Here is a 16,769-nt window from a genome sequence, read left to right as displayed (position 1 = left end):
AAAGCGGGCCGCTCGCGGCCCCACCCAAGGTGCAAGCCGACCTCTCGCGGGCCGGCCCTTCACGGGCCGACCCTTTCAGGGGCTCTCGGCGAACCTCTCAGGTTCCGATGACAGATGGGGAGGGACCGTCCTCTGCCGTCATGCCCTGGAGCCGTACCCATGAGCACTGCCCCGCGCCTCACCGCCCTCGATGCACTGCATCGCTCCCTGGGCGCGACCATGACCGATTTCGCCGGCTGGGACATGCCGCTGCGGTACGCCAGTGAGCGCGACGAGCACACCGCCGTACGCACCCGGGCCGGCCTCTTCGACCTGTCGCACATGGGCGAGATCACGGTCACCGGTCCCCAGGCCGCCGCCTTCCTGAACCACGCGCTGGTCGGCGACATCGCCACCGTCGGCGCGGGCCGGGCCCGCTACACGATGATCGTCGCCGAGGGCGGAGGCATCCTGGACGACCTGATCGTCTACCGGCTGGGGGAGCCCGAGACCCCGGAGTACCTGGTCGTCGCCAACGCGGGCAACGCCCAGCTCGTCCTGGACACGCTGACCGAGCGTGCCGGGGACTTCGACGCCGAGGTGCGGGACGACCGCGACGCCTACGCGCTGCTCGCCGTCCAGGGCCCCGAGTCCCCCGCCATCCTCAAGGCCGTCACCGACGCCGACCTGGACGGGCTGAAGTACTACGCGGGCCTGCCCGGCACGGTCGCGGGCGTCCCCGCGCTCATCGCCCGCACCGGTTACACGGGCGAGGACGGCTTCGAGCTGTTCGTCGCCCCGGAGCACGCCGAGCAGCTCTGGAAGGCCCTCACCGAGGCCGGCGCCCCGCACGGACTGATCCCCTGCGGCCTCTCCTGCCGCGACACGCTGCGCCTGGAGGCGGGCATGCCGCTGTACGGGCACGAGCTGACCACCGCGCTGACGCCGTTCGACGCGGGGCTCGGCCGGGTCGTGAAGTTCGGGAAGGAGGGCGACTTCGTCGGCCGGGAGGCCCTGCTGGCCGCCGCGGAGCGCGCCGAGACCGACCCGCCCCGCAAGCTCGTCGGCCTGGTCGCCGAGGGCCGCCGGGTGCCGCGGGCGGGCTTCCGGGTCACCGCCGGCGGCAAGGCCGTCGGCGAGGTCACCTCGGGGGCGCCGTCGCCCACCCTGGGCCGGCCGATCGCCATGGCGTACGTGGACGCGGCGTACGCCGCACCCGGCACCGAGGGCGTCGCCGTGGACATCCGGGGCACGGACGAGCCGTACGAGGTCGTCGCACTCCCGTTCTACAAGCGCCGCAAGTAGTCCGGACTTCCCCGCGCGCGGGAATCCGTCCGCGCACGGGGACGTGACGTAATCGCGTCTCATACCTCAAGACCACCGTTCACCAGCACTCCCCCGCGTACAGGAGAATTCAGACCATGAGCAACCCCCAGCAGCTGCGGTACAGCAAGGAGCACGAGTGGCTGTCGGCCGTCGAGGACGGTGTGGCGACGATCGGTATCACCGAGTTCGCCGCCAACGCGCTCGGCGACGTCGTCTACGCCCAGCTCCCGGAGGTCGGTGACACGGTGACCGCGGGCGAGACCTGCGGCGAGCTGGAGTCGACCAAGTCGGTCAGCGACCTGTACTCGCCGGTGACCGGCGAGGTGACCGCGGCCAACCAGGACGTCGTGGACGACCCGTCGCTGGTGAACACCGCTCCCTTCGAGGGCGGCTGGCTGTTCAAGGTACGCGTCGCGGAGGAGCCGAAGGACCTTCTCTCCGCCGACGAGTACACCGAGTTCTCCGGCAACTGAGACCCAAGGGACCCCCTGATGTCGCTTCTCAACTCCTCCCTCCACGAGCTGGACCCGGACGTCGCCGCCGCCGTCGACGCCGAGCTCCACCGCCAGCAGTCCACCCTCGAGATGATCGCCTCGGAGAACTTCGCTCCGGTGGCGGTCATGGAGGCGCAGGGCTCCGTCCTCACCAACAAGTACGCCGAGGGCTACCCGGGCCGCCGCTACTACGGCGGCTGCGAGCACGTCGACGTGGTCGAGCAGATCGCGATCGACCGCATCAAGGCGCTCTTCGGCGCCGAGGCCGCGAACGTCCAGCCGCACTCGGGTGCGCAGGCGAACGCCGCCGCGATGTTCGCGCTGCTGAAGCCGGGCGACACGATCATGGGTCTCAACCTGGCCCACGGCGGTCACCTGACCCACGGCATGAAGATCAACTTCTCCGGCAAGCTGTACAACGTGGTCCCGTACCACGTCGACGACACCGGCGTCGTGGACATGGCCGAGGTCGAGCGCCTCGCCAAGGAGTCCAAGCCGCAGCTGATCGTGGCCGGCTGGTCCGCGTACCCCCGTCAGCTCGACTTCGCCGCCTTCCGCCGCATCGCGGACGAGGTCGGCGCGTACCTGATGGTCGACATGGCCCACTTCGCGGGCCTGGTCGCCGCGGGCCTGCACCCCAACCCGGTGCCGCACGCCCACGTCGTCACGACCACCACGCACAAGACCCTCGGCGGTCCGCGCGGTGGCGTCATCCTGTCGACGCAGGAGCTCGCCAAGAAGATCAACTCGGCGGTCTTCCCCGGTCAGCAGGGAGGCCCGCTGGAGCACGTGATCGCGGCCAAGGCCGTCTCCTTCAAGATCGCGGCGGGTGAGGAGTTCAAGGAGCGCCAGCAGCGCACCCTGGACGGTGCCCGCATCCTGGCCGAGCGCCTGGTGCAGCCGGACGTCACCGAGGCGGGCGTCTCCGTCCTGTCCGGCGGTACGGACGTGCACCTGGTCCTCGTCGACCTGCGCGACTCCGAGCTGGACGGGCAGCAGGCCGAGGACCGGCTCCACGAGCTGGGCATCACGGTCAACCGCAACGCCGTCCCGAACGACCCGCGACCCCCGATGGTCACCTCGGGCCTGCGGATCGGCACCCCGGCCCTGGCCACCCGTGGTTTCGGCGCCGAGGACTTCACCGAGGTCGCCGAGATCATCGCCGCCGCGCTGAAGCCGTCGTACGACGCGGCCGGCCTGAAGGCCCGCGTGACCGCGCTCGCCGAGAAGTTCCCGCTGTACCCCGGCCTCGTGTAGGTCTTCCGCAGTTTGCACACCGGGTGGGGGCACCGCGCACACTGAAGAGTGCGCGCGGTGCCCCCACCCATGTCCCCCGCGCCCCGTGCCCACCGGCCCGTCCCGCACCACCGGCAGACAACGACGTCTACCAGCCCCTTTTAGGAGTCCTCCCGTGGCCATCTCGGTCTTCGACCTCTTCTCGGTCGGTATCGGCCCGTCCAGCTCCCACACGGTCGGCCCGATGCGCGCGGCCCGTATGTTCGCCCGCCGGCTCAAGAACGAGGGCCTGCTGGCCCACACGGCGTCGATACGGGCGGAGCTGTACGGCTCGCTGGGCGCGACCGGCCACGGCCACGGCACGCCCAAGGCCGTCCTGCTCGGCCTGGAGGGCGAGTCGCCCCGGACGGTGGACGTCGAGGGCGCCGACGCCCGCGTCGAGGAGATCCGCTCGTCCGGGCGCATCAACCTGCTCGGCATGCACGAGATCCCCTTCGACGCCGACGAGCAGCTCGTCCTGCACCGCCGCAAGGCCCTGCCGTACCACGCCAACGGCATGACGGTCCTCGCGTACGACCGGGAGGGCGCCCCGCTCCTGGAGAAGACGTACTACTCGGTCGGCGGCGGCTTCGTCGTCGACGAGGACGCGGTGGCCGGCGAGGACCCGATCGTCCCGGACGACACCGTCCTCAAGCACCCCTTCCGTACCGGCGACGAGCTGCTGCGGCTCGCCCGTGAGACCGGGCTGTCCATCTCCTCGCTCATGCTGGAGAACGAGAAGGCCTGGCGCACCGAGGACGAGATCCGCGCCGGGCTCCTGGAGATCTGGCGGGTGATGCAGGCGTGCGTCGCGCGCGGCATGTCGCGCGAGGGCATCCTGCCGGGCGGCCTGAAGGTCCGCCGCCGCGCCGCGAACTCGGCCCGCCAGCTCCGCGCCGAGGGTGACCCCCAGACGCACGCGATGGAGTGGATCACCCTCTACGCGATGGCCGTCAACGAGGAGAACGCCGCCGGCGGGCGTGTGGTCACCGCTCCGACCAACGGCGCGGCGGGCATCATCCCCGCCGTCCTGCACTACTACATGAACTTCGCGGCCGGGGGCTGCACCGAGACCGAGAAGGACGACAGCGTCGTCCGCTTCCTGCTGGCCGCCGGCGCCATCGGCATGCTGTTCAAGGAGAACGCCTCCATCTCGGGCGCCGAGGTCGGCTGCCAGGGCGAGGTCGGCTCCGCCTGCTCCATGGCCGCCGGCGCCCTGGCCGAGGTGCTGGGCGGCTCCCCCGAGCAGGTGGAGAACGCCGCGGAGATCGGGATGGAGCACAACCTCGGCCTGACCTGCGACCCGGTCGGCGGCCTCGTCCAGATCCCCTGCATCGAGCGCAACGGCATGGCGGCCGTCAAGGCCGTCACGGCGGCGAAGATGGCGCTGCGGGGCGACGGCAGCCACAAGGTCTCCCTCGACAAGGTCATCAAGACCATGAAGGAGACCGGCGCGGACATGTCGGTCAAGTACAAGGAGACGGCGCGCGGCGGGCTCGCGGTGAACATCATCGAGTGCTGAGGTTCGAGGCCCTGACCAGCACGTTTCGTTCTTTCGGCGCTGCCGGGGCCTTCCCCGCTTGCACGGCGGTGGCGACCCGGTAGGCGTTGCCCGGACGCAAGACCGTGCACGGGTACCCGCCGTGCTCGGCGAGGTCGTACCCCCGTGGTGCGGCTGAGGGACAGAGCGCGGTTCGCCGTCTCCAGGTCCACGGCGGCAGGCAGCGCGAGCAGCTTCCCGCGCGCCAACCCGCGGGACGCATCGTCGCGCGTGATGTCGCCCGGTCTCCGTCTCCCTCCACGAAGGCACCGTCGCCGCCCTCAAGGCACGCGCCGGCAAGCGCGGCATGTCCGCCTACGTCGAAGCCCTCATCCAGTGCCAACTCGAACGTGACCGGCTGCGCGAACTCGGTGCCGGTCGATGGCACCGTCGGCTGCGTACCGATCGCCACTCGCCCCGCTCCTCACTCCGCCCGGTCCAGGCCTGAAGGAAGGAGCGTGCGCCCACGGGGCAGAGGTCCGCGCGACGCCACTCCCCAGGCCGCCCCGCCGGGGAGTGGCTGGGGAGTTTCGAGGCCGTTCGGGAAGTTCCCGGGGAGTCCCAGCCGCGCAAGCCAGAAGGCCCGTGAAAGACCTCGAAAGAGGGAACGTCGCCGGTCAGCGCCACACCATGAGTCGGCAGCTCAGCTCAGAGCCCCGGACTCGGGGCGTGCACGACGTAGGTACCGAGATCATCGGCCTCGACGACGCCTGGAAGCGAGCCACCCTCGCCAAGGAAGTGGCACGGCGGGTCGCTGTGACTCCGGTGAGCATCTCGCCAGTCCAACCTCTCGGTCCAGGTCAGGAGGGTTCGGCAAGAAGGCGGTTGACCAGGGTGGTGAGCTGGGCTGGGGTCTTGGCCCGGGCGAACTCGTCATCCTCGATGGCCACCCCGAACAGGTGGGGCACCGGCCGGCCCATCCGGTGCCCCACCGGATGGGCCGGCCGGGGACGCGGCGGCGGCCGGGCCACCGAGGAGCGCGGCGCTCCCGGAGGCAGCTGAGAGCCCCAGTATTCGTCTGCGTGTGAGTCGTACCAAGAGGGACACCGACCTTCCCGTCCGGCCCGCGGCCGTTCGCCGTGTCGGCGGCCAGCCTGGAGGCGGTCGCTGGCAGGTCGGTGGAGAGGCGCTGGTACGCGCCGCGGCGCCCCGTACGAAGGGCGGATCGAAGGGCGGATCGAAACCGTCAAGGAAGCTGACAAAGACGTCATTAGCGCTTCTAAGCTCGAAGAAGTCAAGGGCCCAGAGCATCTGACCTTCCCTCAACCTGCCCGGGACCGAGCCGGCCGGTCCCCGCGCAGCCCGTAACCCCGTGACACCCCTCCATCAACCCTCTACGGGAGAACCCATGATCCACACCCGCGGGCTCACCCGCAGTTTCCGCGCCAAGGGAGAGACCGTCGAAGCCGTGCGCGGTCTCGACCTCGACATCGAAGCCGGCTCCGTGGTCGCCTTCCTCGGGCCGAACGGCGCCGGCAAGACCACCAGTCTGCGGATGCTGACCACTCTGCTTCCGCCGTCCTCGGGCACCGCCGTCGTCGCCGGCCACGACGTCATGGCCGACCCCGCCGCCGTACGCCACCGCATCGGCTACCTCGGCCAGGGAAACAGCGCGGGCAGCAACTTCCGGGTCACCGACGAACTCGTCACCCAGGGCCGCGCCTACGGTCTCGGCCGCGCCGAGTCCCGCGCGCGGGCCGAGCGCCTGCTCACCGCCCTCGAACTGGAGGGCCTGGCCCAGCGGACGGTCGGCACCCTGTCGGGCGGACAGCGCCGCCGCCTGGACATCGCCATGGCCCTGGTCCACGAGCCGGAACTGCTCTTCCTCGACGAGCCCACCACCGGACTCGACCCGCACAGCCGCGCCAACATCTGGGAACACGTGCTGCGGCTGCACAAGGAGCTCGGCACCACCGTCGTCTTCACCAGCCACTACCTGGAGGAGGCCGACCTCTGGGCCGAACGGGTGATGGTCGTCGACCACGGCCGGGTGATCGCCGACGGCTCCCCGGAGCAGCTCAAGGCCGACCTGGCCGGAGACCGCATCACCGTGGGAACCGCCGGCCGCGCCGACGCGGACCGGGCCGTCGAACTCGCCCGCGCCCTGCCCACCGTCCACGAGGTGACCGCCGAAGGAACCGAGGTGCGGGTGCGCGCACCGCACGGCGACACCCAACTCCCGCTCCTGCTACGGAACCTGGAGACGGCCGGGGTACGGGCGATCACCGCCCGGCTCAACCGCCCCACCCTCGACGACGTCTTCCTCTCCCTCACCGGCCGCACCCTGCGGGAGAGCACCGACGCCACCGCCCCGACCACCACGCACGACGGAGCCTGACCATGAAGGTGATCACCGACACCCGGACCGCGTTCGCCCGCGAACTGGGGCCCGAGCTGCGGCAGCCCGCGGGGCTCCTCTTCACGATGATGCTTCCCTTCCTCTTCCTCGCCCTCTTCGCACCCCTGCTGACGGACATGGGCGCCGGCGGGGGCACAGGCACGGGCTCCCCCTGGCAGTGGTTCGTGCCCGGCATGCTCGTTCTGCTCGGCCTCTCCGCCACCGCGGGGGCCGGCGCCTCGCTCCTCAACGAGATGTCCTCGGGCGCCTTCGAGCGGATGCTCGTCACCCCGCTCAACCGGGCCTCGATGCTCGTCGGCCGGGCCCTGAAGGAAGTCGTCGTCCTGCTGACACAGGCCGTGCTGATCCTCGTCCTGCTGCTGCCGACCGACTTCCGGCTGCACCCGCTCGGCGCCCTGGCCGGACTGGCGCTGCTGACCGTCTTCGGCGTCGGGATCGGGGCCCTCTCCTTCACCCTCGCGCTTCACTCCCGCAAGCAGCAGACCCTGTTCTACGGGGTCCAGCAGGTGATCTTCTTCCCGCTGCTGCTGCTCTCCGGGGTCCTGCTGCCCATCACCGAGGCCTCCGCGCCGACCTGGCTCTACGTCCTCAGCCGGATCAACCCCGTGACCTACGTGGTCGAGGCCGAACGCACCCTGTTCGACGGCCGGTTCGCCGAGGCGGGCGTCCTGTACGGGATCGTCGCGGCGGCGGCCATCGCAGTCCTGGGGGTCGTCGCGGGCATCCGCGGCATGCGCAACGCCACCGTGTGACGCGACGCCCGCGCACCCCGCCCTCTCGAACGACCGGAAGGAGCACCCCACCCGTGACCGCCGAAGCCGTTCCGGCCGTCCGGCCCCCCGGCCCGCGCACCGTGGACGTGTGGCTCGACCCCGCCTGCCCGTACACCTGGCTCACCTCCCGCTGGTTGCAGGAGGCGGCCCGGGTGCGCCCGCTCCACCTGCGCCGGCACCTGATGAGCCTGGCCATCCTCAACGAGGGGTCCGACGACGATCCCGAGGGAGATCCCACGGGGTTCCTCATGGTGCCGGTGCGAATCGGCACGGCCGTCCTGCACCACCACGGGCAGGAGGCGCTGGCCCGCTTCCACGCCGCCCTCTGGGCGGACTCGGGCACCGGCGCGGACGCCGGAAGGAGCAAGAAATGGATCAACGATCCGGCCGACGCCCTGGCCGACGCCGGGCTGCCGGCCGACCTGGCGGCGGCCGGCGGCTCGACCGCGTACGACGGGGAACTGCGGTCCTCGCACGCCGAGGCCGTCAGGCTCCTCGGCCCGCGCCCCGGGACGCCGGTCGTCGCGGTGACGGACCCGGCGGAGCCGGGCCCCCCTCCGCTGGCCTTCTTCGGGCCGGTCCTGTCCCGCGTGCCGCGCGGGGAGGAAGCGGGACGGCTGTGGGATGGGACGCTGCTGGTGGCGGGCACCCCCGGCTTCCACGAGCTCAAGGGGACGCCCGCCGACCCGGATCCGGACGTGCGCCGAGGAGACGATCCGACGTGACGGGACCGGGTCGGCGGGTCGGCGGGTCGGCGGTGAACGGGCAGACCGAGGTGCGCGGTTGCCGCCCGTGATCGGCCTTGATCAGTAGGTGCCGAGGCCTCCGCAGACGTTGAGTGAGCCCACCGGATGTTCGGGCTCGACCTGGTGGGCCTGTTGCGCGAGCGGTTCCGGGACGTCCTCGACCGGCTGCCCGCGGAGCTGCGGGACGATCCGCTGGAGGAGTGGCTGGGGCACGTCCTGGAGCGGCACGGTCTGGAGGGCCCCGGCCAGGGGTTCGACGAGGAATTGGTGGTGGGCCAGTGGACCGTCGACCCGGTCCCCACCTCCCTCGCCCTGCCCCTCCACGTCCCCCGCGACCCGGTGCGGTACGTGCCGTACAACGGCACCGCGGTCGTGCCCGGTTGGCTGGACGAGACTCCCGGCAGGCGCCGGATCTGTCTGACCCTCGGCGTCTCCTTCCGGGAGGTGGTCGGCGAGGACCAGGCCTCGGTCGGGGAGCTGCTGGCGGCGGTGGCCGATCTGGACGTCGAGGTGGTGGCCACGCTCAACGCCGAACGGCTCGCCGCGTTGGGCCCGCTGCCGCCGAACGTACGGGCGGTCGACTTCGTACCGCTGAACGAGCTGTTGCCGGCTCGGCGATCATCCACCACGGCGGGGCCGGTACGTTCCTGACCGCCCTGGCCCACGGCGTACCCCAGGTCGTGGTCCCGGCCCGCATGTGGTGCAACACCCCGCGAGCGAAGCGGGCCCGGGCGGCCGGGGTGGCCCTGACCTGCCCGCCGGAGGAGCTGACGGCCGACCGGCTGCACGCGATGGTGACGCGGGTGCTCGGCGACGGGTCGTTCGCGCGGAACGCGGCCCGGGGCCGCGCCGAGATGCTCGGGACGCCGACGCCCGGGGAGGTCGTCCCGACCCTGGAACGGCTGGTCGCCGCGCATCGGTCTCCCGGTCGGCGCGGCGCCTCATGACATACCGTCGGACGGTGAAGATCACGGTCTCCGCACGGTCGAGGTGAATCCCTGGTGAGGACACACATCCCCTATCTCTTAGCCGTGGCGAGCACGGTGGCGACGCGTCGGGTCGACGAGCGGCTGACCGCCTACAACCTGACGGTGCGTCAATACGGCTTGCTCACACAGCTCTCGCTGGAACCCGAGCTGACGATGGCGGAACTGGCCCGCCAGCTCGGCATCGCCCGGCAGTCGGTGCACCAACTGGTCAACGAGCTCGTGGAGGCGGGCCATGTGCGCCGCCGCCCCGGCGCCGACGACCGCTCGCGCCGGCTGGAGATCACCGACACGGCGCAGTATCTGCTGACGCGGATCGACGGGCCGCTGGAGCGGGTGGAGGCGGAGCTGCTCGGCGATCTCAGCCCGGAGGAGGCCGAGACCCTGCGGCAGCTCCTCCAGCGCGTCCTGGCGCACGCCACCGACGACGAGGCCTGGCTGCCGGCCCGCTGACGGCGGCTCGACGCCCCCGACGGGGCACCAACGAGAGTCGAGACCCGGCCCCTAGCCTCGCCGCCGTGCGTGTGCTGTTTGTGACCCTGGCCGCCCGTCCCCACTTCTACGTCCAGGTGCCGCTGGCTTGGGCCCTGCGCGCCGCCGGCCACGAGGAGCGTGCGCCAGCCAGCCCGATCTGCTGGACGCCATCACCGCGGCCGGGCTGCCCGCGACCCCGGTGGGGCCCCCGCTGGCCCAGGACGAGTCCGTGGGGGAGCTGCGGCGTCGGCAGGAGAGGGCGGCCGAGCGGCTGACGGAGCCGCCCGACGCCCAGGAGCTGATGCGGATGGCGGAGGACCGGCCGGAGCGGCTGACCCCCGACTTCCTGGACGGCCTCTTCACGGTGATGACCTCGGCCTCTTCCAGAACTTCGCGGACGAGGAGACCGTGGACGACCTGGTCGCGCTGCCCCGTCGACGGCGGCCCGACCTGGTCGTCTGGGACACGCTCATGATGGGCGGGTCGATCGCCGCCCAGGCCTGCGGGGCGGCGCACGCGCGTCTCCTCTACGGGCTCGACCTGGTGGGCACCATGCGGGAGCGGCACCTGACGTCGCTCGCCGCGCGGCCCGAGGAACTGCGCGAGGACCCACTCGCCGAGTGGCTGGAGTGGACGGCGGCCCGGTACGGCGGCGGGTTCAGGGTCCGGAAGAGGCCGGGACGGTCGATGGCCGGTTGCGCACGCTGTCCGACCGGGGCCGGCTGCCTCAGACGGAGTCGATCAGGTCCCGCAGCGGCGGGGGCACGAGCTCGTGCGGGAGCGCCTCGACCAGCACCGTGCCGTAGTGGATCTTCCGGCCCTTCTTGGTCCCGATGAACCGGCGCAGTTGCTGGTGCGTACTGCGCTCCCGCTGGGCGGGCTGGGACTGGAAGGTGAGCAGCGGGCGCAGGTCGCCCTGCTGCCGGACGAGCTCCGTGACCTGTTCCACCCCGAGAGCACGGATGAGCTCGTCCTCCAGGTCGACATCGCACACGAAGAAGGTCGGCTCCAGCCCGGCCCGCGCCCAGGCGCGGGTGAAGTAGCCGCGTTCCCCCTCGTCGCACAGACCTGTCAGCCGCACATTCAGGCCGCCGGGTCCGACCCGGTCGACGAAGCGGGCCACGTTCATGGCGCCGCCCATCGCCAGGACGCAGATCTCCTCCTCCGCCAGGTCCCGGCCGTAGCCGTGCGCCAGCGCCTCGACCGCGGCGACATCGCTCGGCCCTTCCACCAGGACCACCCCGCGGACGGGCAGCAGCGTGGCGAGCTCGTACGCCGGGTCGGCGGGGCCGCCCCACGCCCACGAGGTGATCGCGTCCCGGAATGACCTCATATCAGCCAACACCTACGTCCGTTCGTGCTCCGGCGGTGTGCCGCTCGCTCGACCAGCTCCGCGAGTCCGGCCACCGTAGCGCCGTCGGAGAGATCCGCCTCCGGCAGGTCCTCGTGCGGGAGGGTCCTGATCCCGGCGGGGAGATCCCTCGTGCCGCTCGGCGACTCCCGGAACCGCACCCCGTGAAGAGGACGAGGCACCGTTTCGGCCTTCAGCGGATCGGAGATGCACCGGGTATGACAAGTCAACTGTTCGCAGTCTGCTTCAATGCGACGACGCCGTCGGATCTGGCCCGCTTCTGGTCCGGGATCCTGGGTTGGGAGCCGGCCGCCGGGCCGGACGACGGCGTGACGATCCGGCCGCCGGATGACACCGGCTTCCGTATGCGTTTCCTGCCGGGCCGGGAGCCGAAGACGACGCAGAACCGGGCGCACTTCGACCTGACGAGCGCTTCCCCCGAGGACCAGCGGCGGACGGTGGCCAGGGCCCTCGAACTCGGTGGAACGCACATCGACGTGGGTCAGCGCCCCGAAGAGGGACACGTGGTGCTCGCCGATCCGGACGGCAACGAGTTCTGCGTCATCGAGGCGGGCAACACGTTCCTCGCCGACACCGGTCTCATCGGGGCACTGGCCTGCGACGGTACGCAAGAGGTCGGCTACTTCTGGAGCGAGGTGCTGCGCTGGCCGCTGGTCTGGGACCAGCACCAGGAAACCGCGATCCAATCGCCGAACGGCGGGACGAAGATCACTTGGGGCGGCCCTCCGGTGGCGCCGAAGAAGGGCACGAACCGGCTGTACTTCGAGCTGGCACTGCCCGCGGGCGCGGACCCGGAGGCGGAGGTCGGCCGTCTGGTCTCGCTCGGCGCGGCGCCGGCGGACCCGGGTGGGGTCGACGCCGTCCGGGTTCGGATGCTCGACCCCGACGGGAACGAGTTCGTGGTACGGACCTCCCCCTGAGGGCTGTCCCGCCATCCGTGGAGGACGGCGCGCGGCGTCGGATGCGGTGCATCGCACGGCGGAGGTGCTTCGCACAACAGGGCGTTCCGACAACCCTGCGAGGTGCCGTGGCTGTCGTCATGCGCCCGCCGGGGAGGGCGGGACAGTCCTGGTAGTGCTTCCGGCGAAGGAACTCGCCGACGGTGGCTCCCGGGCCCCCGCCCTGGTCTGCGACGTCAGCGGCGAGCACCGGGGCGCCACCGCGCCGACCGCACCGTGGACACCTTGGGCCGCCTCGACATGGCCTGCCACGACGCCGGCAGCACGCCTCCGCCCACCGGCGCCGGCGAAAGCGCCCCAGGCGGCCTCGCAGAGGTTTCGCCGAGAAAGCGTCCTCGCGTGGCCCGTCACCACGGACCGAGCGCCTCCTGACGGCAGGTCCTCTGCGCGGAGAGCCGCAGCGCCCACCTGGTGACCGCCCTCGCCCTCCCTTCGTTCTCTGTTCGGCGCTGGACAGTGATCCACCGACCCCCGGTCGGCGCGGCCCCTGGCCGGGCCGGCCAGTCGCCGCTGAGCCGTCACCACCCCCGCACCGCGCTCCCGCCGCGCCTTCGCTTGACAGTCACGCCCCGCCATGACCATCATTCCATTAATTGACTAATGGAATTGAGGCGAGGCGCGTGGCAGAAACGAGCACCCCGGAAAGGGTCTCCGGCGCATGGGCGCTGGAGGCCCGCGGTCTGGGCAAGCGCTACCGACGCGGCTGGGCGCTGCGCGACTGCTCCTTCCGGCTGCCGGCCGGGCGGATCTGCGGTCTGGTGGGTCCCAACGGAGCCGGGAAGAGCACCCTGCTGGGACTGGCCACCCGGCAGGTGGAGCCGACCGAAGGGGAACTGCGCGTCTTCGGCGTGCCGGTCGGCGACTCGGCGGTGATGCCCCGGTTCGCGTTCCTCGGACAGGACAAGCCGCTGTTCAAGCGGTTCACCGTGGCGGAGACGCTGCGGCTGGGCAGGGAGCTCAACCCCGGCTGGGACGCGGCGGCAGCCGAGCGGATCGTCCGCTCGGGCGACATCCCGGCGCACGCCCGGATCGGCACCCTCTCCGGCGGCCAGCGCACCCGGGTCGCGTTCGCCCTGGCCTTCGGCAAGCGGCCGGACCTGCTGCTGCTCGACGAGCCGATGTCGGACCTCGATCCGCTGGCCCGCGACGAGATGAGCACCCTGCTGATGGCGGAGGCGGTCGAGCGCGGGACCACGGTGATGATGTCGTCCCACATGCTCGCCGAGTTGGAGGACATGTGCGACTACCTGCTGGTCGTCGCCCAGGGCAGGGTCCGCATGGCCGGTGACGCCGACGCACTGGTCCCCGCCCACGCCCTGGTGACCGGCATGACGCCGGACGGGTCGCTGCCCTGCGCCCTCGACGGCCACACGGTGATCGAGAAGCGCGTGCAGGGACGGCAGTTCCAGGCGATGGTGCGGCCCGACGGCCCGCTGTCCGGCGACTGGCAGGTCTCCGAACCCAGCCTCGAGGAAGTCCTGCTCGCCCATCTCCGCTCCCCCGAGGCTCCCGCCCTGTACACACCGGGCGCCCGTGTCGAGACCGAAGGGACCCAGGCCGCATGAGTACCACCCGCACCCTGACCGACACCGCGGACGGACGGGCCACCCGGCCTGGATTCCTCAGGGGACTGATGTGGCTGGTCCTGCGTCAGCACCGTGCCACCATGATCGCCGCGCTCACCCTCGTGGTGTCCACTTCCCTGTGGATCGTGTACCAGCGCAGCGAGCTGACCCAGCTGCTCGACGCGGCGGGCTGGCCCGAGAAGGATGCGCCGATCCCGGTCGTCGGCCGGCAGTACGAGTACCTGACGATGCTGCTGAGCTCGCTGCCGGTGATCCTCGCCGTCTTCCTCGGCGCCCCGCTCATCGCGGCCGACCAGGAGCAGGGAACGGCCCAGCTCGTCACCACCCAGTCGGTGACGCGCCGCCGTTGGCTGACCGCGAAGCTCGGCTGGTGCTTCCTGACCGTCCTGGCCGGATGCGCTGTCCTCTCCGCGCTCTTCACGTGGTTCTGGCAGCCGCACCGCTCGGTACTCGCCAGCAACTGGCTGGAGGGCGAGATCTTCGACAGCACCGGCCCCGTGCTTCCCGCCCTCGCCCTCTTCCTCACCGCCGCGGGTGTCGCCATCGGCATCCTGCTGCGCCGCGTCCTGGCCGCGATGGTGGCCACCTTCGTCTTCTCCGTAGGCGCCCAGGTCGTCTGGGGCGAGCTGATCCGCCGGAAGCTGGGCACGCCACGGATGCTCACCTATCCGCTGGACGGCGACCTCCCGGCACGCCTGAACGACGCCTACGAGCTCGACCGGTGGGTCGGGAGCGCGGACGGGACGCTGTACGGCTGGGGTTCCTGCGCCGAGGCGACCGAGAAGGCGACCGACGCGTGCATCAAGGAGAAGGGGATCGTCAACAACGTCGTCGAGTACTACGCCCACAGCCAGATGGCGGGCATGCAATGGGCCGGCGCCGGGATCCTGCTCGCCGGTACGGCGCTCCTCACCGGGTTCGTCCTGTGGTGGGCCGCCCGGCGCCCCGTGTAGGACCCGCCCCCTCATCTACGTAAAGTATCGGTATTCGAGCGGAAGGTGATGTCCGTGGTCGTGTTCCGCATCGACCGGCGCAGCGGGGTGGCGACGTACCTCCAGATCGTCCGCCAGGTCGAACAGGCCCTGCGGATGGGGGCGTTGGAGGAAGGTGACCGGCTGCCCACGGCGGCGCAGGTGGCCGCCACCACAAAGGTCAACCCGAACACGACGCTCAAGGCCTACCGCGAGCTGGAGCGGGCGGGCCTCGCCGAGGTACGCCAGGGGGCGGGGACCTTCATCACCCGCTCCCTCGCCGATCCCGGGTCGGGCCCCGACTGGCCCCTGCGTACCGCGCTGAACGAGTGGATGCATCAGGCGCGCGAGGAGGGGCTGGACGGAGAAGAGGTCCGGGCGCTCTTCTCGGCCTGCTTCGCGGACGCCTTTCCCTCCGGCGGGACCACGGACTGATCCGCCCGCCAGGTACGGCTGTCCGACGTGGCCGGGCGTGAGGCCTGACCAGGCCGGATCCTCCGTTGGACGCGCGTGGGGCCCCTGGTCTCCCAGAGCCCCACGCGCGCATCCATGAACAGGCGTCCACCAGGATCAAGCAGTTTCGGTCACAAACCGCTTCCATTGATCGCGCACACAGGGTTCACTGGGCGTGACGCATGGTCATGCGACCTCCCCCGCCGGCTCGCGGATCCGGCTCCGGGGTCAAGGGCCACGGCGGAGGAAGGAACAGGACGACGATGACCGCCCCACCTCGTACGGTGACCCTTCTGCCAGGCGCGACAAGCCCCGCCGCCCGCCCTGCGCCGGACCGCCGCCGGACCGGCGCCGTGCGTCACCGCCCATCGATTTCCCGTTCTCATCTTTCATCCGCACCCATTCGATGAGGGGCACCCATGAGCCAGATCGTTCTACCCGCGTTTCACATGCCGTTCCGGAGCGCGGGGTGCAATCCGGGGATGGAGGAAACGAAGAAGGCCGCCTGGAAGTGGGCCGAGGCCAATGGGATCTCGCTCTCCCCGCCCGCCCGCAACAAGATGCTCCGCACCCGGCCGGAGCTCTGGATCTCCTTGATATTCCCGGGGGCTTCCCAGCAGCATCTGGATCTTTTCTGCCAGTGGCTCTTCTGGGCCTTCCTCGTCGACGACGAGTTCGACGACGGACCGGCGGGACGTGATCCCCGCATGTGCGAGGCGGCGATCGCCCGCCTGGTCGACGTCCTGGACGGGGCCGAGCCGCACGGCCCCATGGAGCACGCCCTCGAAGGCCTGAGGGAACGGACCTGCGCGGACCGGTCGGCCGTCTGGAACCGGCAGTTCCGCCGGGACACCGTCTCCTGGCTGTGGACGTACTACGCGGAGGCCGTGGAGCGGGCCGCCGGACAGGTGCCGACCCGGGCCGACTACGTCAGGCACCGCCGGGACTCCGTGGCCATGCAGCCGTTCCTGGATCTCCATGAGATCACCGCCGGAACAGATCTTCCGGAATCCGCCCGCAGCCTGCCCGCCTATGTCGCCCTGCGCCATGCGGTGACCGATCACTCGGGCCTGTGCAACGACATCTGCTCGTTCGAGAAGGAGGCGGTGCTGGGTTACGAGCACAATGCGGTGCGGCTCATTCAGCGGGACCGCGGATGCACGCTCCAGGCGGCGGTGGACGAGGCCGGAATTCAACTGGCACGGATCGCCGAGCGGGTTCAGCGCGCAGAAAAGGAACTGGCCGAGGAGATAGCGGCCGCCGGGATCGAGGGGCCGGTGCGGGCGGCGCTGGAGCGCTGCGTCCGGGACTACCGGGGCCTCGTACGCGGGGACTTCGACTACCACGCGCGGGCGGAGCGCTATACACGTCCTGACCTGGTGGAGGTCGACCGGCGGGTCGCGCTCTCCGGGTACTTCGCCGCCTGACGGCGGGAGCGGCCGCGCGGCCCGGGGGCCCGGCGACGGGCCTCGGGCG

The 16,769-nt window shown here is 71.4% G+C and carries 16 protein-coding genes and 2 pseudogenes; 16 read left to right on the top strand and 2 right to left on the bottom strand.

Features of this window, described 5'->3' with window-relative positions:
• The first annotated feature begins 159 nt into the window (after window positions 1–159).
• The 4 genes from gcvT to ACH4VO_RS02595 all read left to right on the top strand — a co-directional run bounded on the left by gcvT (window position 160) and on the right by ACH4VO_RS02595 (window position 4,596).
• A complete protein-coding gene (gcvT, locus tag ACH4VO_RS02610) occupies window positions 160–1,284 on the top strand; it encodes a glycine cleavage system aminomethyltransferase GcvT (RefSeq protein WP_360984124.1) in 1,125 nt (374 codons plus the stop codon).
• 116 nt (window positions 1,285–1,400) lie between these two features.
• A complete protein-coding gene (gene gcvH / locus ACH4VO_RS02605; RefSeq protein ID WP_069170569.1) occupies window positions 1,401–1,778 on the top strand; it encodes a glycine cleavage system protein GcvH in 378 nt (125 codons plus the stop codon).
• 18 nt (window positions 1,779–1,796) lie between these two features.
• A complete protein-coding gene (gene glyA / locus ACH4VO_RS02600; protein ID WP_360984120.1) occupies window positions 1,797–3,056 on the top strand; it encodes a serine hydroxymethyltransferase in 1,260 nt (419 codons plus the stop codon).
• A gap of 154 nt (window positions 3,057–3,210) precedes the next feature.
• Window positions 3,211–4,596, top strand: coding sequence for an L-serine ammonia-lyase (locus ACH4VO_RS02595; RefSeq protein ID WP_360984117.1), 1,386 nt, complete (start codon window positions 3,211–3,213; stop codon window positions 4,594–4,596).
• Here ACH4VO_RS02595 and ACH4VO_RS02590 read toward each other — a convergent pair.
• A pseudogene (locus tag ACH4VO_RS02590) lies at window positions 4,583–4,850 on the bottom strand (hypothetical protein). The gene ACH4VO_RS02595 and the pseudogene ACH4VO_RS02590 sit on opposite strands and share 14 nt — an antisense overlap.
• 1,112 nt (window positions 4,851–5,962) lie before the next feature.
• Between ACH4VO_RS02590 and ACH4VO_RS02585 the strand changes: the two are divergent.
• From ACH4VO_RS02585 to ACH4VO_RS02555, 7 genes and pseudogenes are all read left to right on the top strand, one after another.
• Window positions 5,963–6,952 (top strand): ATP-binding cassette domain-containing protein, encoded by a 990-nt coding sequence (locus ACH4VO_RS02585; RefSeq protein ID WP_360984114.1) that lies wholly within the window; start codon window positions 5,963–5,965, stop codon window positions 6,950–6,952.
• Window positions 6,953–6,954: 2 nt separating this feature from the next.
• Window positions 6,955–7,725 carry an ABC transporter permease gene (locus ACH4VO_RS02580; protein ID WP_360984111.1) on the top strand — a complete coding sequence of 257 codons (771 nt, stop codon included), beginning with the start codon at window positions 6,955–6,957 and terminating at the stop codon, window positions 7,723–7,725.
• Window positions 7,726–7,778: 53 nt separating this feature from the next.
• Window positions 7,779–8,471 carry a disulfide bond formation protein DsbA gene (locus ACH4VO_RS02575; RefSeq protein WP_360984108.1) on the top strand — a complete coding sequence of 231 codons (693 nt, stop codon included), beginning with the start codon at window positions 7,779–7,781 and terminating at the stop codon, window positions 8,469–8,471.
• Window positions 8,472–8,597: 126 nt separating this feature from the next.
• Window positions 8,598–9,439: pseudogene (locus tag ACH4VO_RS02570) on the top strand (nucleotide disphospho-sugar-binding domain-containing protein).
• A gap of 84 nt (window positions 9,440–9,523) precedes the next feature.
• The gene (locus ACH4VO_RS02565; protein ID WP_360984105.1) at window positions 9,524–9,931 is read left to right on the top strand and encodes a MarR family transcriptional regulator; all 408 of its coding nucleotides are present in this window, start codon (window positions 9,524–9,526) and stop codon (window positions 9,929–9,931) included.
• Between the two features lie 127 nt (window positions 9,932–10,058).
• Window positions 10,059–10,427: a hypothetical protein gene (locus tag ACH4VO_RS02560; protein ID WP_360984102.1), complete on the top strand. Its 369-nt coding sequence runs from the start codon at window positions 10,059–10,061 to the stop codon at window positions 10,425–10,427.
• Entirely contained in the window at window positions 10,361–10,789 is a 429-nt protein-coding gene (locus tag ACH4VO_RS02555; RefSeq protein WP_360984098.1) for a hypothetical protein, read from the top strand. The genes ACH4VO_RS02560 and ACH4VO_RS02555 overlap by 67 nt, the downstream gene beginning before the upstream one ends.
• Here ACH4VO_RS02555 and ACH4VO_RS02550 read toward each other — a convergent pair.
• The gene (locus tag ACH4VO_RS02550; protein ID WP_360984095.1) at window positions 10,680–11,294 is read right to left on the bottom strand and encodes a TOPRIM nucleotidyl transferase/hydrolase domain-containing protein; all 615 of its coding nucleotides are present in this window, start codon (window positions 11,292–11,294) and stop codon (window positions 10,680–10,682) included. The two genes, ACH4VO_RS02555 and ACH4VO_RS02550, sit on opposite strands and share 110 nt — an antisense overlap.
• A gap of 227 nt (window positions 11,295–11,521) precedes the next feature.
• Between ACH4VO_RS02550 and ACH4VO_RS02545 the strand changes: the two genes are divergently transcribed.
• From ACH4VO_RS02545 to ACH4VO_RS02525, 5 genes are all read left to right on the top strand, one after another.
• A complete protein-coding gene (locus ACH4VO_RS02545) occupies window positions 11,522–12,244 on the top strand; it encodes a VOC family protein (protein WP_360984092.1) in 723 nt (240 codons plus the stop codon).
• Window positions 12,245–12,903: 659 nt separating this feature from the next.
• Window positions 12,904–13,848, top strand: coding sequence for an ABC transporter ATP-binding protein (locus ACH4VO_RS02540; protein ID WP_360984089.1), 945 nt, complete (start codon window positions 12,904–12,906; stop codon window positions 13,846–13,848).
• Window positions 13,845–14,822 carry an ABC transporter permease gene (locus ACH4VO_RS02535; RefSeq protein WP_360984086.1) on the top strand — a complete coding sequence of 326 codons (978 nt, stop codon included), beginning with the start codon at window positions 13,845–13,847 and terminating at the stop codon, window positions 14,820–14,822. Before ACH4VO_RS02540 ends, ACH4VO_RS02535 begins: the two co-directional genes overlap by 4 nt.
• 48 nt (window positions 14,823–14,870) lie before the next feature.
• Window positions 14,871–15,275 carry a GntR family transcriptional regulator gene (locus tag ACH4VO_RS02530; RefSeq protein WP_360984083.1) on the top strand — a complete coding sequence of 135 codons (405 nt, stop codon included), beginning with the start codon at window positions 14,871–14,873 and terminating at the stop codon, window positions 15,273–15,275.
• 467 nt (window positions 15,276–15,742) lie between these two features.
• On the top strand, window positions 15,743–16,720 hold the full coding sequence (locus ACH4VO_RS02525) for a terpene synthase family protein (protein ID WP_360984351.1): 978 nt from the start codon (window positions 15,743–15,745) through the stop codon (window positions 16,718–16,720).
• Window positions 16,721–16,769: the final 49 nt, after the last annotated feature.

This window comes from Streptomyces sp. NPDC020780 (assembly GCF_044334475.1).
Taxonomy (GTDB): Bacteria; Actinomycetota; Actinomycetes; order Streptomycetales; family Streptomycetaceae; genus Streptomyces.
The sequence above is the reverse complement of the archived record's forward strand: the minus strand, read 5'-3'. Positions and strand labels throughout refer to the sequence as shown.

Coding starts and splice junctions, on each gene's coding strand:
- ACH4VO_RS02585 (WP_360984114.1), top strand. CDS start 5,963: ATGATCCACACCCGCGGGCTCACCCGCAGTTTCCGCGCCAAGGGAGAG.
- ACH4VO_RS02535 (WP_360984086.1), top strand. CDS start 13,845: ATGAGTACCACCCGCACCCTGACCGACACCGCGGACGGACGGGCCACC.
- ACH4VO_RS02580 (WP_360984111.1), top strand. CDS start 6,955: ATGAAGGTGATCACCGACACCCGGACCGCGTTCGCCCGCGAACTGGGG.
- ACH4VO_RS02545 (WP_360984092.1), top strand. CDS start 11,522: ATGACAAGTCAACTGTTCGCAGTCTGCTTCAATGCGACGACGCCGTCG.
- gcvT (WP_360984124.1), top strand. CDS start 160: ATGAGCACTGCCCCGCGCCTCACCGCCCTCGATGCACTGCATCGCTCC.
- gcvH (WP_069170569.1), top strand. CDS start 1,401: ATGAGCAACCCCCAGCAGCTGCGGTACAGCAAGGAGCACGAGTGGCTG.
- ACH4VO_RS02530 (WP_360984083.1), top strand. CDS start 14,871: ATGTCCGTGGTCGTGTTCCGCATCGACCGGCGCAGCGGGGTGGCGACG.
- ACH4VO_RS02525 (WP_360984351.1), top strand. CDS start 15,743: ATGCCGTTCCGGAGCGCGGGGTGCAATCCGGGGATGGAGGAAACGAAG.
- glyA (WP_360984120.1), top strand. CDS start 1,797: ATGTCGCTTCTCAACTCCTCCCTCCACGAGCTGGACCCGGACGTCGCC.